13 protein-coding genes are annotated in these 13,232 nt (G+C 65.6%); 10 read left to right on the top strand and 3 right to left on the bottom strand.

The genetic code is table 11. The features are described 5' to 3' along the window. Positions 1 to 14: 14 nt before the first annotated feature. A complete protein-coding gene (locus tag OIU93_RS11045) occupies positions 15 to 644 on the bottom strand; it encodes a TetR/AcrR family transcriptional regulator (protein WP_264270132.1) in 630 nt (209 codons plus the stop codon). A 195-nt stretch (positions 645 to 839) separates the two neighbouring features. Between OIU93_RS11045 and OIU93_RS11040 the strand changes: the two genes are divergently transcribed. Genes OIU93_RS11040 through dmpG form a run of 4 tightly spaced genes read left to right on the top strand, consistent with a single transcriptional unit; the run spans position 840 to position 4,617 of the window. Beyond that, positions 840 to 1,781, top strand: a complete 942-nt coding sequence (locus OIU93_RS11040) for a 3-carboxyethylcatechol 2,3-dioxygenase (protein ID WP_264270131.1) — start codon at positions 840 to 842, stop codon at positions 1,779 to 1,781. After that, positions 1,778 to 2,584: a 2-keto-4-pentenoate hydratase gene (locus tag OIU93_RS11035; RefSeq protein WP_264270130.1), complete on the top strand. Its 807-nt coding sequence runs from the start codon at positions 1,778 to 1,780 to the stop codon at positions 2,582 to 2,584. Before OIU93_RS11040 ends, OIU93_RS11035 begins: the two co-directional genes overlap by 4 nt. Before the next feature lie 48 nt (positions 2,585 to 2,632). Beyond that, positions 2,633 to 3,568 carry an acetaldehyde dehydrogenase (acetylating) gene (locus OIU93_RS11030; protein ID WP_264270129.1) on the top strand — a complete coding sequence of 312 codons (936 nt, stop codon included), beginning with the start codon at positions 2,633 to 2,635 and terminating at the stop codon, positions 3,566 to 3,568. A 32-nt stretch (positions 3,569 to 3,600) separates the two neighbouring features. Then, positions 3,601 to 4,617, top strand: coding sequence for a 4-hydroxy-2-oxovalerate aldolase (gene dmpG, locus OIU93_RS11025; RefSeq protein WP_264270128.1), 1,017 nt, complete (start codon positions 3,601 to 3,603; stop codon positions 4,615 to 4,617). Positions 4,618 to 4,826: 209 nt separating this feature from the next. Here dmpG and nhaA read toward each other — a convergent pair whose 3' ends face one another. Then, a complete protein-coding gene (gene nhaA, locus OIU93_RS11020) occupies positions 4,827 to 6,158 on the bottom strand; it encodes a Na+/H+ antiporter NhaA (RefSeq protein ID WP_264270127.1) in 1,332 nt (443 codons plus the stop codon). 86 nt (positions 6,159 to 6,244) lie between these two features. Continuing rightward, on the bottom strand, positions 6,245 to 7,768 hold the full coding sequence (locus OIU93_RS11015) for a SulP family inorganic anion transporter (protein ID WP_264270126.1): 1,524 nt from the start codon (positions 7,766 to 7,768) through the stop codon (positions 6,245 to 6,247). A gap of 186 nt (positions 7,769 to 7,954) precedes the next feature. Here OIU93_RS11015 and OIU93_RS11010 point away from each other — a divergent pair, with 186 nt between their 5' ends. The 6 genes from OIU93_RS11010 to OIU93_RS10985 all read left to right on the top strand — a co-directional run bounded on the left by OIU93_RS11010 (position 7,955) and on the right by OIU93_RS10985 (position 13,139). Continuing rightward, positions 7,955 to 8,347: a MerR family transcriptional regulator gene (locus OIU93_RS11010; protein ID WP_264270125.1), complete on the top strand. Its 393-nt coding sequence runs from the start codon at positions 7,955 to 7,957 to the stop codon at positions 8,345 to 8,347. A gap of 22 nt (positions 8,348 to 8,369) precedes the next feature. Then, positions 8,370 to 8,510, top strand: a complete 141-nt coding sequence (locus OIU93_RS11005) for a hypothetical protein (protein ID WP_264270124.1) — start codon at positions 8,370 to 8,372, stop codon at positions 8,508 to 8,510. A 187-nt stretch (positions 8,511 to 8,697) separates the two neighbouring features. After that, the gene (locus tag OIU93_RS11000) at positions 8,698 to 9,486 is read left to right on the top strand and encodes an SDR family NAD(P)-dependent oxidoreductase (RefSeq protein ID WP_264270123.1); all 789 of its coding nucleotides are present in this window, start codon (positions 8,698 to 8,700) and stop codon (positions 9,484 to 9,486) included. Positions 9,487 to 9,538: 52 nt separating this feature from the next. Then, positions 9,539 to 10,510: a zinc-binding dehydrogenase gene (locus OIU93_RS10995; RefSeq protein ID WP_264270122.1), complete on the top strand. Its 972-nt coding sequence runs from the start codon at positions 9,539 to 9,541 to the stop codon at positions 10,508 to 10,510. Positions 10,511 to 10,539: 29 nt separating this feature from the next. Continuing rightward, complete coding sequence (locus tag OIU93_RS10990) at positions 10,540 to 11,247, top strand: IclR family transcriptional regulator (protein WP_264270121.1); 708 nt, start codon at positions 10,540 to 10,542, stop codon at positions 11,245 to 11,247. Between the two features lie 167 nt (positions 11,248 to 11,414). After that, complete coding sequence (locus tag OIU93_RS10985) at positions 11,415 to 13,139, top strand: bifunctional 3-(3-hydroxy-phenyl)propionate/3-hydroxycinnamic acid hydroxylase (protein WP_264270120.1); 1,725 nt, start codon at positions 11,415 to 11,417, stop codon at positions 13,137 to 13,139. Positions 13,140 to 13,232: the final 93 nt, after the last annotated feature.

The raw sequence follows: 13,232 nt of genomic DNA, 5'->3' as shown, positions 1-13,232 counted from the left end.
CTCCACCGAAGCCGTCAGCGGGAAACCGGGTGCAGCAGCGAGCCGAATATCGCGCTGGCCCGCGCCACCGCGGATGGCCAGTCGCGCGCGAATTCCTCCGGGTCCTCGGTGAACGCGTAACGGGTGATGGTCCCGGCCAGTAGCACCAGGGCGTGCTGGGCGCCGGGATCCCTCGGCAATTCGTGGGCGAGCAGCGCCGCCTGGTGCGGCTTGAGTCGTTCGATCAGTGCGGTGGCCACCAGCTGCTCGGCCGCCTGCACGTGGACGTGGGTGCGTCGGCGGAGCTCGGGGAAAGCCCGCACCATTTCACGCCGCCTCCGGAATCCCTCTCCGGCGTGGGTGCTCGTGTTCAGCACCGCGGCAAGGAGCTTGGCGGTGCGCGGCAGCACCTCCAGCCTCGAGGAAACAAAATCCTCCCAGTCGGCCTCCGGCAACCAGGGCTCGCGGGTGCCCAGCACCGCGTCCTCCTTGGTGGGGAAGTAGTTGAAGAAGCTGCGCCGCGAGACCCCCGCAGCCGAGGCAACGGCATCGACGGTGGTCGCCGCCAAGCCCTTTTCAAGCACCAATGCCACCGCCGCCTCGTGGATTTGCGTCCAATGGCGGTTCCGACGGGCCGTGCGTGCGCCCTCGTTTGTCTCGTCCATGCCTAAATTATGCACTAGTGCACGTTTAGCTACCATCAGTCGGTTCGCTGTTTACCCGGCAACCACGGGGCTGCCCCTAAAAACGTTGAATGATTCGTGCCGCTGTATGGAACAACAGCGTGTCTTCGTTCGGCGCGTGGGATGGAATGAAAGCAAGCAAAATCTTCAAGTCGCCAATCGAATGGAGCGCCAGGAATGCAACAAGCACTGATCGCCATGTCGCACTCTCCCCTGCTGGAGCACACCAACCCGCCGGAGGACGTCAAGGCAGCTGTCGACGCCGCCTTCGAGCAGGTTCGTGCGTTTGCCAAGGAATTCAACCCGGATCTGGTCGTCAACTTCGGACCCGACCACTACAACGGGTTCTTCTACGACCTGATGCCTCCGTTCTGCGTGGGCTACGAAGCCCATGGCACGGGCGACTACGATTCCTGGGCCGGACCGATCAACGTCCCGACCACCGAAGCCGAAAAACTGGCCCAGTACATCATCGACCAGGACATCGACACCGCGATCTCCCGCAAGATGGAGGTCGACCACGGAGCCGTGCAGCCGATGGAAATCATCTTCGGCGGCCTGGACACCGTTCCGGTAATCCCGATTTTCGTCAATTCCGTGGCCCGTCCCTTCACCAAGGTCTCGCGCGTGCGCAAGTTCGGCCAGGCAGTGGGCGAATATTTCAAGGACTCGGACAAGAAGGTCCTGTTCATCGGTTCCGGCGGACTGTCCCACGACCCGCCGGTCCCGCAGATCGCCACGGCCACTGAAGCACAGCGCGCCATGCTGACCAACGGCCGCAACCCCACCCCGGAGGCCCGCGCGGCCCGACAGGCCAACACCATCAACACGGCCATCAAGTTCGCTGCGGGCGAGGCCGACATCATGGACTTGAACCCCGAATGGGACCGGGCTTTCCTGGATGTCTGCAGGTCCGGGAACGTCGAGGGCTTCGACGCCTACACCGCGGATGAGATGGATGCGGTCGCAGGGCACTCCTCGCACGAGGTCCGTACCTGGGTAGCCGCCTACTCTGCGCTGCGCGCCTGCGGCGAATACGAGGTCAACTACGAGTTCTACAAGCCGATCAAGGAATACATTGCCGGCTTTGGCGTCACCACCGCGGTACTGAAGAAATGAGCGAAACCATTATGAGCACCGAACGCACGCAACTCCTGGATTCCCTGGCCGCGGACCTGCTGGCCGCCACCGAGACCCTCGAACCGATCGCCCCGTTGCGCGACCGCGTGGAAGGCATGGACGTCAACGACGCCTACCGCATCCAGGACACGCAATTGCGCGCCCACGTTGCCGCAGGCCGCGTGCTGGCCGGGCGCAAGGTCGGACTGACCTCGCTGGCCATGCAGAAGCAGCTCGGCGTGGACTCCCCCGACTTCGGCTTCTTCTTCACCGACATGGTGCATCACGAGGACGCGCAGATCGCCGCCGGTTCCTTCATCTCCCCCAAGGTCGAACCCGAATTCGGCTTCGTGCTGAAGGAAACCCTCACCGGCCCCGGCATCACCCGCGAACAGGCCGCCGCTGCCATCGGCGAGGTCTACGCAGCCATCGAGATCATCGACTCGCGCGTCGCCAACTGGGACATCTGCCTGGTTGACACCGTGGCCGACAACGCCTCCTGCGGCGCCATCGCCGTGGGAACCACACCGCTGAACGTTGCGGTCGAGGACCTCAACTCGGTTCAGTGCTCGCTGCTCATCGACGGCGAAAAGCAGGCCACGGGCACCGGCGCCGACGTCATGGGCGATCCCGTCGCTCCACTGGCCTGGCTGGCCAACGTGCTGGGAGAACAGGGCGTGTCCCTGGAGGCCGGCCAGCTCATCCTGCCCGGTTCCTTCACCGGCGCCCTGCCGGTCATCGCCGGGCAGTCGGCCACCGCCGACTTCGGTTCGCTGGGCTCGCTGAGCATCAACTTCGTCTAACCCCCTCTCCTTATTCTTCGTTACCTTTTCTCAGGAAGTAGCAAACCCATGGCCAAGAAAACAGCCGCCATCGTCGGCTCCGGCAACATCGGATCGGATCTGATGTTCAAGATCATGCGCCGTTCCACCAACGTCGAGGTCAAGTACATGATCGGCGTCGATCCCAACTCCGACGGGCTGGCCCGCGCAGCCCGGCTCGGCATCACCACCTCCGCCGAGGGCGTGGACTGGCTCCTGGCCCAGGACGAGCTCCCCGACTTCGTTTTCGAGTGCACCTCCGCCAAGGCCCACGAGGCCAACGCCCCGAAGTACAAGGCCGCCGGCATCCACGCGATCGACCTGACCCCCGCCGCCGTGGGTCCGTACCTCGCCCCGGTGGTGAACCTTGATTCGCTCACCGACACCATGAACGTCAACATGATCACCTGCGCCGGGCAGGCCACCACCCCGATCGTCGCAGCGGTCTCCTCCGTGGTCCCGGTCGAATACGCCGAGATCGTCGCCTCGATTGCCTCGAAGTCCGCCGGCCCGGGCACCCGCGCCAATGTGGACGAGTTCACCGAGACCACCGCCAAGGCCCTGGAGGTCGTGGGAGGCGCCAAGCGCGGCAAGGCGATCATCATCATCAACCCGGTGGAACCGCCGATGATGATGCGCAACACCATCTACTGCATGATCCCGGCCGAGGCCGCAGCCCCCGGCGCCACCCAGGATGCGATCCGCACGGCCATCGATGAGGCAGCAGCCTCCATCCGCGACTACGTCCCGGGCTACGCACTGCGCCTGGAACCGCAGTTCGAGGAAGCCCGCGAGGACTGGGGCGGCTTTGGTCGCGTGGGCATCTGGGTCCAGGTCGCCGGCGCCGCCGACTACCTGCCCGAGTACGCCGGGAACCTGGACATCATCACCGCGGCAGCCACCCGCACCGCGGATCTGCTCTCCGACAAAATCGACGCCGCGCGCACCGCCGCGCTGGCCAACTAGCAAGGACGGGGAAGCACACCATGACTGCACCCATGAACACCACCTTTGACATCCGTCTGTCCGACACCACGCTGCGCGACGGCTCCCACGCCATGAGCCACCAGTTCACCGAGGAACATGTGCGCTCCGTGGTCCGCGCGCTGGATGACTCCCGCGTCGAGGTCATCGAGGTCACCCACGGCGACGGCCTGGGCGGATCCTCCTTCAACTACGGCTTCTCCAAGACCCCGGAACTTGACCTGATCAAGGCAGCGGTCGACGAGGCCAAGGCCGCGAAGATCGCCGTGCTGATGCTCCCGGGCCTGGGCACCATCCACGACCTGAACCAGGCGTACGACGCCGGGGCCTCCGTCGCCCGCATCGCCACCCACTGCACCGAGGCCGATGTCTCCATCCAGCACTTCCAGCACGCCCGCAAGCTCGGCATGGAAACCGTTGGCTTCCTGATGCTTTCCCACCGTGTCTCCCCGGCGGAGCTGGCCAAGCAGGCCCGCATCATGGCCGACGCCGGATGTCAGTGCGTCTACGTGGTCGACTCGGCCGGCGCCCTGATCCTGGACGATGTCTCGGATCGCGTTTCGGCCCTGGTAGCCGAGCTCGGCGACGACGCCCAGGTCGGCTTCCACGGCCACCAGAACATGAGCTTCGGCGTCGCCAACTCGGTGTTCGCCGTGCGCGCCGGGGCCAAGCAAATCGATGGCACCCTGATGGCGTTGGGCGCCGGTGCGGGCAACTCGCCCACCGAGGTCCTCGCCGCCGCCTTCGACCGCCTGGACATCAAGACCGGCGTCGACATCCAGGGCGTCATGGCCGCGGCCGAGGACGTCGTCAAGCCGTTCATCACCCGCATGCCGGTCATGGACCGCGCCTCCATCATGCAGGGCTACGCCGGGGTCTACTCCTCCTTCCTGATCCACGCGGAGCGCGCGGCCGAACGCTACGGCGTCCCGGCCTACCGCATCCTCGAGGAGATCGGCAAGGCCGGCTACGTCGGCGGCCAGGAAGACATGATCGTCGACGTCGCGGTGCAGCTGGCAGCCGCCCGCTAAGCGCTACCTAAACGCACGGGTCCGCCCCGCGGGATGCCACCATTGGTGGAATTCCGCGGGGCGGACCTTTCTGCTGCCCGGCCGTCGCTGTGGCTCGGCCCGGTCCGCGGACGCCACGGCTCACGGCAAAGGGTGAAGGCCCGCTTCCGGATCGGGTCCCCGCAAGCGAGGCGCCCAAATGCCCCAGGTGCCATTCAATCGGGGTGGTGTTACTGCTCCGACTGGTAGACGTCGGGGATTCCGTCGTCGTCCGCGTCGATGTTCTCTTGGGCCTGCAGTTTCCGGTATTGCCGGTTCCTGCTGCCGAGCAGGATGGAAGCGAGGACTGCGGCCAGGATGGAGGCGCCCAGGATGGCGACCTTCGCATGGTCGTTGGCGGGGCTGCCCAGCCCGAAGCTGAGTTCGCCGACGAGCAACGAGACGGTGAAGCCGATGCCTGCCAGGAGGCTGACGCCCGCAAGGTCCACCCATTTGAGCGCCGGGTCCAGCGTCGCCTTGGTGAACCTGGCTGTCAGCCAGGTTGCCGCCAGGATCCCGATCGGTTTTCCGGCCACGAGTGCCACGATGATGCCGATGGCGACTGGGTCGCTCAAGGCCGAGGCCAGGCCCTGGAATCCGCCCACGGCGACGCCGGCGGAGAAGAAGGCGAAGACGGGAACGGCGAAACCGGCCGAGAGCGGGCGGAAACGGTGCTCGAAGACCTCGGCCAGCCCCGGTCCCTCGGCGTGCTTGCCGTGCTTGGTACTGTGCAGGACCGGAATCGTGAAGGCCAGGGCAACACCGGCGACCGTGGCGTGGATGCCGGAGGCATGGAGCAGCGCCCAGGCGGCAAAGCCGATCGGCAGCAGGATGAACCAAGCCGCCGAGGGATTCAATCCGAAGAAACGCCGGTACTTCTGGGCAAGAAAACCGTAGAGCGCCAACGGGACGAGGGTGAGCAGCAGGGCGCCGGTGTTGATTTCGCTGGTGTAGAAGATCGCGATGATGGTGATCGCCATGAGGTCGTCGACCACGGCCAGGGTCAGCAGGAAGATGCGCAGCGGGGTGGGCAGGTGTGAACCGATGACCGCCAAGACTGCAACGGCGAAGGCGATGTCGGTGGCCGTGGGAATGGCCCAGCCGGAGATGGTCTCGGGGTTTCCCCAGTTGATGGCCGCGTAGATCAGGGCGGGGACGACGACGCCGCCCACCGCCGCGGCGACCGGGACGATCGCCTTGCTGATCTGGCGCAGGTCCCCCGCAACGATTTCCCGTTTGAGTTCAAGGCCGACCAGGAAGAAGAAGACCGCCAGCAGGCCGTCCGCGGCCCAGGCGCCCAGGCTCAGTTCCAGGTGCCAGGGCTCGTAGCCGATCTTCAGGTCGCGCAGGGCGAAGTAGCTTTCGGAGGCCGGGGAGTTGGCCCAGATCAGCGCCACGACCGCGGCGACGACCAACAGGGCTCCGCCGACGGTCTCCTTGCGGAGGATTGCACCGATGCGCAAGGCTTCGGGGTAGCTTCCGTACCCGATCAGGGGGCGTTTGGACGGTGGGTTCATGCCCATGGGGTTGAGTCCTTAAAGTGGGTTCGACAATTGACATTGCCGACCAGACTTCCCGGCGCACCTGACTACAACCCTACGGCATAGGGTCAGTGCCCGGGCCCCAGCTTGCCCGCCATGCGCTCGCGCATCATGAGGCTGGCCGCGTTCAGGCCCTCGATTTCGACTGTTTTGCCGTACTTCTCGTATTTTGCAGTGATGGCATCCAGGGAGGCGATGGTGGAGGCGTCCCACAAGTGCGAGTTGTACATGTCGATGACGACGCGGTCGGGGTCTTCGACATAGTCGAACTGGGTGTAGAGGTCGTTGGACGAGGCGAAAAAGAGCTCGCCGTTGACTTCGTACTTGGCGATCTTTACCCCGAAGTGTTCCTCGATGCGCCTTTCCACGGTGACCAGGTGGGCCACCCGGTTGGCGAACAGGACCATGGCAGTGAGCACCCCGACGCCGACGCCAATGGCCAGGTTGTGCGTGGCTACGGTGAAGATGACGGTGATGACCATGACGGTAGTTTCACTCTTGGGCATCATGCGCAGGGTGGAGGGCTTGATGCTGTGCCAGTCGAAGGTGGCCACGGACACGAAGATCATCACGGCCACCAGCGCGGCCATCGGGATCAGCGCCACGATGCCGCCGAGCGCGACGACCAGGATGAGCAGGAAAACTCCGGCCAGGAAGGTGGAGATGCGGGTCCTGGCGCCGGAGGCCTTGACGTTGATCATGGTCTGCCCGATCATCGCGCAACCGCCCATGCCGCCGAAGAATCCGGTGATGATGTTCGCCGCCCCCTGGCCCCAGGATTCTCGGGTCTTGTTGGAACGGGTGTCGGTAACGTCATCGACAAGCTTGGCGGTCATCAGGGATTCAAGCAGGCCCACGAAGGCCATGGCCAGCGCGTAGGGGAACAGGATCTGCAGGGTTTCGAAATTCAGTGGAACGTTCGGCAGGAACAGGGCCGGCAGGCTCTCGGGCATCTCACCCTTGTCCCCGACGGTGGGGACCGCCAGGGATGCGACAACGGCAATAAGGGTCAGAACGACGATGGCAACCAGGGGCGCGGGGACCACGGTGGTGAGTTTGGGCAGGCCGAAGACAATCATCAGGCCCAGGGCGGTGAGTGGGTAGACCATCCAGGGGACGCCAAGGAGCTCGGGGACCTGGGACATGAAGATCAGGATAGCCAGGGCATTGACGAATCCGACCATGACTTGGCGGGGAATGAACCTCATCAACTTGGCCACGCCCAGCAGGGCCAGGATGACCTGGAAAATGCCGGCCAGGATGACGGCGGCGATGAAGTAGTCAACGCCGTGGCTTTTCACCAGCGGGGCGATGACCAAGGCGATGGCTCCCGTTGCCGCGGAGATCATGGCCGGACGCCCGCCGAGGAAGGCGATGGAGACGGCCATCGTGAAGGAGGCGAAGAGCCCCAGGCGCGGGTCGACCCCGGCGATGATGGAGAAGGCGATGGCCTCGGGGATCAGTGCCAGCGCCACGACCAACCCGGCCAGGACCTCGGTCTTGAGCAGGCGCGGGGATTTAAGGGTGCGGAGAACGGATTGCCGTTCTTCCGGGGTCAGGATCGGGTGTCCTGCCGTGGTTTTCGTGGCCATTGATGGCTCCGTTCAGGGGAAATTGGCGCTCTTGCGTGCTCGGGTACATGAAATGATGTGGGATCGGCGCGTCCTTGTTTTGCGCTGGTTGGCTGCGGCGAGGAATGGCCGCGGCGACGCACCGAACGAAACCAACTCTACCCTAACGTGAGGGTAGAGTTGGAAGTCGAGGAAACAGGAGAACCCATGACTGACACCCCAACCCCAGCCGCCGATGAGCGGACCATGCACATCGGGGACCTGGCCGAGGCCACGGGCCTGTCCCAGCGAACCATCCGCCACTACGACGAGGTGGGCCTACTCCCGGCAACAACGCGCAGTGAGGGCGGCTTTCGGATCTACACAGACTCCGACCTCCAGCGCATGCTGGTGATTCGTTCCATGAAGCCGCTGGGATTCACCCTGGAAGAAATGGGGGAACTGCTGGACACCGTTGATGCCTTGGGCCTCGACAAGAACAATGCCGCCGCCCGGGCCAGGCTGTCGGAGTTCATCGCGCAGGCCGAACAGAAGCGCGCGAAGTTGGCGCTGAACCTTCGCCGGGCCGAAGACTTCATCCAAGACCTTCACAGTAAATAATCCGGCGCGATCCGCAACACGCATGACCGGGGCAGTGCTCAAGGACATTTTCGAGCCCGTGCCGGAGAACGCCTTCGGCCTGGCCTACCCAGCGGGACTCGGCCCCACCCGAAAAATCGACGAACTGATGGCGTTCGGACGCGAGAAGTTCAGCATACTTTAGGCGCGCAGGGGCGAGCGCCATCCATGGGAAAATTCACGGTGGACGAAGTGGGCCAACCGCTTACTTCGACGTTTTTTTGGAGCAATTTCGTCGATTCCCCTATCAACCGACCGATCCCCGCGGGCACCGTGCCGCCACCCGGCACGCATCCTGTCTCCTGCCACCGAACGTCGGCAATCATGGATGCATGGCTTCCCCATCTTCCTTGTCAGTCATCGATTTCACCGGTGCCGGCGTCGTGGTCACCGGCGCGACCTCCGGACTCGGTGCCGCGACTGCACGTCTCTTTGCCTCCCACAGAGCGCAGGTTGTGGTGTGCGGCCGCAACGAAGTCAAGGGCACTGCACTGGCCGAAGAAATCGGCGGAGTGTTTGTGCACGTCGATGTGCGCGACGAAGACTCGATGGGGACAGCCTTGGATCTTGGTGCCCGGGCACCCCGCGGGCTTCGGGTCGCCGTGTCCGCAGCGGGCTCGGCCATCATCGAAAAGACCCTGGGCCGCAGCGGCGCGCACTCGCGTGCGTCCTTCACCGACCAGCTCGAGACCAACCTGGTCGGATCCTTCACCCTGTTGACCATGGCGGCAGAAGCCATGTCCGGCAACGCACCCGAAGCTGACGGATCCCGCGGGGTCATTGCGCTGACCAGTTCGGTCGCCGCCTACGAGGGACAAATGGGCCAGCTGGCCTACGCCGCCTCCAAGGGCGGAGTCAACGCCATGGTCCTTCCCGCCGCCCGCGATTTGGCGCGTCACGGAATCCGTGTCCTCGGCGTGGCCCCGGGCGTCTTCGACACCCCGTTCATGGATGTCCTCAGCGACGAGGCCAAGTCGGGCATCGGTGCCGCCGTGCCCTTCCCGCAACGTCTCGGGCACGCCGGCGAGTTCGCCCAACTGATGCATTCGCTGATATCCAACCCCATGCTCAACGGCGAGGTCGTCCGCCTCGACGGTGCACTGCGCCTGGGCATGCGCTAAGTCCCCCCACCAGCCCGAACACCCCCCTATCGTTCCCGGAGATCCAACCGCCATGCTTGCAGCCGTCGCCCACGCCCAGAACCCGAACGACCCGCTTTCCTGCCTCGAACTGCGCGAGGTCCCCACACCGGTTCCCCCGGCAGGCTGGACCCGAGTGAAGGTCAAGGCCTCGTCACTGAACATGCACGACGTTTGGACCTTGCGCGGGGTGGGGCACGATCCCAAGAACATCCCCATCATCCTTGGTTGCGACGTCGCCGGTGTCACCGACGACGGGCGCGAGGTGGTCATCTACCCGGTGATTGCCGACCCGGATGCCGGGAACGGTGACGAGACCCTGGACCCGAACCGGGCACTGCTCTCCGAAAGCCACGACGGCGGCTTCGCCGAGTACATCGTGGTGCCCGATCGCTGCGTGATCCCCATGCCCGAACAGCTCTCCTTTGAGGAGGCCGCCTGCCTGCCCGTAGCCTGGTCGACCGCCTACCGGATGCTCTTCACCCAGGGCCGGCTCAAGGCAGGGGACCGGGTGTTGGTCCAAGGGGCCGGCGGCGGCGTCGCCTCCGCTGCCATCGCGTTGGCCGCGGCCGCGGGTGCCACGGTGTATGCCACCAGCCGCACCGCCGAGAAGCGCGCGCTGGCCTTGGAGCTCGGCGCTCACGCGGCTTTCGAATCGGGGGCCCGGCTGCACGAGCGCGTGGACCTGGTCATCGAGACGGTCGGGGAGGCCACCTGGGGACATTCGCTGCGCTGCCTGCGCCCGGGCGGGGCCATCGTGATCGCAGGAACGACTTCCGGCACCAGCCCGGAGGCGGACTTGGGCCGCATCTTCTACCAGCAACTGCGCGTGCTCGGTTCCACCGGATCCACCCGCCACGAAATGGTCGCGATGCTCCGCATGCTGGCCACCACGGGCCTGCGTCCGCGCATCGACAGGGTGTTGCCCCTGGAGCGCATCCACGAAGGCTTCGCGGCCATGATGGCCGGGGAAACCAACGGCAAGATCGTCATCACCGTCGCCTGAGTCCCGGGCACTGTGCCATGATCAAGAACGTGAACGAGCCAACAACCGCGCCCTCCCCCTCCGCGTCCCGAACCGCCGGATCCCAGACCCTGGCCCGAGGGCTCGAGGTGTTGCGCCTGGTGGCGGGCACCCCGGCGGGGCTGGGTATCAACGAGGTCGCCGAGCACGCCGGCATCCACCGCACCGGTGCCTACCGACTGCTCAACACGCTCTGCGACGCCCAGCTGCTTCACCGCGGTGCGGACGGGCGCTACCGCGGTGCCGCGGGACTGCTTTCCCTCTCGGCCTCGGCCTACCACTCGCTGCTGGCGGCCGCCGAGCCGGTGCTACGCCGCTATGCCGATGAGCTCGGAGCCACCCTGGCCCTGATCGTGCGCGAAGGTGACGAGGCCATCGCGCTGCGGGTCACCGCCCCGACCTCCGGCACCTACCATGTGTCCTTCGCCGAGGCCTCGCGGCATCCGCTGGACCTCGGCGCCGCGGGGCACGCGATACTGGCCAGTGAGCCGGCGAGCCCCGGAGAGGATCCACGCGTCACCGCCGCCCGTTCCAAGGGATATGCACAGACCTTCGGCGAGGTGGAGCCGGGCATGCACGGCCTGGCCGTGCCGCTTGACCGCAGCATCAGCGGCGTCCCTGCCTGCCTGAACCTGATCACCGTGCGCGAGGAGCAAGCCACCACCGCCATCGCGGTGCTGCAGCGGGCCGCCCGTGCGCTCGAGGGCTCATTGGCCTAGGTCCGTTCCCCCGCGCGCTTGGCGCCGCGCCGATCGCGCCAAAACCGTGCCAACAGATGGCACGCTGTGTTTGACGTGCATCACAAGGGCTGGTGAACTGGTTCTCACTAGTTGTGCAGATACCGAATCGGTTGTGCACTATTTACACACGGAAAGTTGATGTGGCCATGAACAGCATCCCCTCCAGCGACGTCCTGATCATCGGAGCCGGTCCCGCCGGCCTCATGCTCGCCAACATCCTGGGGATGTACGGCCGCAGCGTCACGGTGCTCGAGGCCCGCGACGAACTCATCGACTACCCGCGCGGCGTGGGGCTGGACGACGAGTCGCTGCGCACCATCCAGACCGTGGGTCTGGTGGACACGGTGCTCCCGCACACCGCCCCGCAGCACATCATGCGACTGGTCAACGGCTCGGGCAAGACCATCATGATCAACAACCCGCAGACCCGGGAATTCGGCTGGGACCGCAAGCACGCCTTTATCCAGCCGGAAGTCGACAAGGCACTGCATGCCGGGCTATCGCGTCACGCCAACGTCAGCGTGCACTTCGGCCACCTGGTCGAGGACGTCATCGAGGACGCCGCCGGCGTCACTGCCATTGCCCGCGTCACCGGCGCCGACGGCACCGAAACAGAACGCCGCTTTTCCGCGCAGTATCTGGTGGGCTGCGAGGGCGGCAAGTCCCCGACCCGCAAGCGCATGGGAGTGAGCTTCGAGGGCGACTCCCCCTCCACCCGCTGGCTGGTTGTCGATGTCGACAACGACCCGCTGGGGACCCCGAACGTGTTCCTGGGCGCCGACCCCAAGCGCCCCTACGTTTCGATCGGCCTGCCCCATGCGGTCCGCCGCTGGGAGTTCATGCTCCACGACCACGAGGACGAATCGGTGGTCACCTCCAAGGAATGGGTCGCCGAGATGCTCAAGGACCACGTCCCTGACCCGCACAACCTTTCCTACATCCGCCGCCGCGTCTTCACCCACCACGGCCGCGTTGCCGGTTCCTTCCGCAAGGGCCGCCAGCTGATTGCCGGGGATGCGGCGCACCTGATGCCCGTGTGGATGGGCCAGGGTTGGAACTCGGGAATGCGCGATGCCACCAACCTGGGCTGGAAGCTCACCAGCGTGCTGACCGGAACCGCCGGCGAGGACATCCTGGACACCTACACCTCCGAACGCAAGGACCACGCCAAGGCCATGGTCGATTTGTCCATGACCCTGGGCTCGGTCATCAAGATCACCAACCCGCTGGCCGTCGCCGCCCGCGACGCCGCTTCCTCGGTGCTCAACCTCTTCCCCTCGGCCAAGAGCTACTTCTCCGACATGCGCTTCAAGCCGATGCCCCGCTACACCTCCGGCGTGCTGGCGGACCCCACCACACAGGCCTCCGGCACGGCCGCCGCGAAGCTCACCAGCAAGCTGATCCCGGTGCTCACCGCCAACAACAAGGTTTCGCCGGTCGGCGTCCAGTTCCCGCAGCCGCGCGTGAACTCGCAGCTCGGTCAGAACCTGCTGCTCGATGACGTCATCGGCAACTGGTGGACCGTGCTGGTGTGGGGCAACGACCCCAAGGACGTGCTCCCCGCCCACTCCATCAAGGCTCTCAAGGCCCTCGGTGCCAAGCTCGTGGCCCTGGTTCCCGAAACCCAGCGTGAATGGGCCCAGGAACACATGAGCGAGGACGTGTTGGTGCTGGGAGACCACACCGGCGCGCTGAAAAAGTGGTTCGACGAGCGCCCGACCCCGATGATCTTCCTTCGCCCGGACCGCTTCGTCGCCGGAGCCTGCCTGCACCAGCACGGGCCCGCCACGTTGCAGGCCATCCTTGATTCCATGGGAAGTGCAGCCGATCATGCCCCTGCCAAGCCGCCGGCCTCCGCCCTGGCGGCATAGGGGGGAGCCGGCCCGGCAAGCGACAACGAACAACGACAGGTACCGTCTCTGCTCCCGTTGACCGGGTGGGGGGACGGTATCAGTCTGGTTTCC

It is taken from the genome of Paeniglutamicibacter sp. ZC-3 (assembly GCF_025847175.2).
GTDB lineage: Bacteria > Actinomycetota > Actinomycetes > Actinomycetales > Micrococcaceae > Paeniglutamicibacter > Paeniglutamicibacter sulfureus.
Note: the sequence above shows the minus strand (reverse complement) of the source record. Positions and strands in the feature narration are given on the sequence as shown.

Excerpts from the sequence above, each read along its gene's own strand:
- OIU93_RS11045 (WP_264270132.1), bottom strand. The coding sequence starts at position 644 with ATGGACGAGACAAACGAGGGCGCACGCACGGCCCGTCGGAACCGCCAT.
- OIU93_RS11040 (WP_264270131.1), top strand. The coding sequence starts at position 840 with ATGCAACAAGCACTGATCGCCATGTCGCACTCTCCCCTGCTGGAGCAC.
- OIU93_RS11035 (WP_264270130.1), top strand. The coding sequence starts at position 1,778 with ATGAGCGAAACCATTATGAGCACCGAACGCACGCAACTCCTGGATTCC.
- OIU93_RS11030 (WP_264270129.1), top strand. The coding sequence starts at position 2,633 with ATGGCCAAGAAAACAGCCGCCATCGTCGGCTCCGGCAACATCGGATCG.
- dmpG (WP_264270128.1), top strand. The coding sequence starts at position 3,601 with ATGAACACCACCTTTGACATCCGTCTGTCCGACACCACGCTGCGCGAC.
- nhaA (WP_264270127.1), bottom strand. The coding sequence starts at position 6,158 with ATGGGCATGAACCCACCGTCCAAACGCCCCCTGATCGGGTACGGAAGC.
- OIU93_RS11015 (WP_264270126.1), bottom strand. The coding sequence starts at position 7,768 with ATGGCCACGAAAACCACGGCAGGACACCCGATCCTGACCCCGGAAGAA.
- OIU93_RS11010 (WP_264270125.1), top strand. The coding sequence starts at position 7,955 with ATGACTGACACCCCAACCCCAGCCGCCGATGAGCGGACCATGCACATC.
- OIU93_RS11005 (WP_264270124.1), top strand. The coding sequence starts at position 8,370 with ATGACCGGGGCAGTGCTCAAGGACATTTTCGAGCCCGTGCCGGAGAAC.
- OIU93_RS11000 (WP_264270123.1), top strand. The coding sequence starts at position 8,698 with ATGGCTTCCCCATCTTCCTTGTCAGTCATCGATTTCACCGGTGCCGGC.
- OIU93_RS10995 (WP_264270122.1), top strand. The coding sequence starts at position 9,539 with ATGCTTGCAGCCGTCGCCCACGCCCAGAACCCGAACGACCCGCTTTCC.
- OIU93_RS10985 (WP_264270120.1), top strand. The coding sequence starts at position 11,415 with ATGAACAGCATCCCCTCCAGCGACGTCCTGATCATCGGAGCCGGTCCC.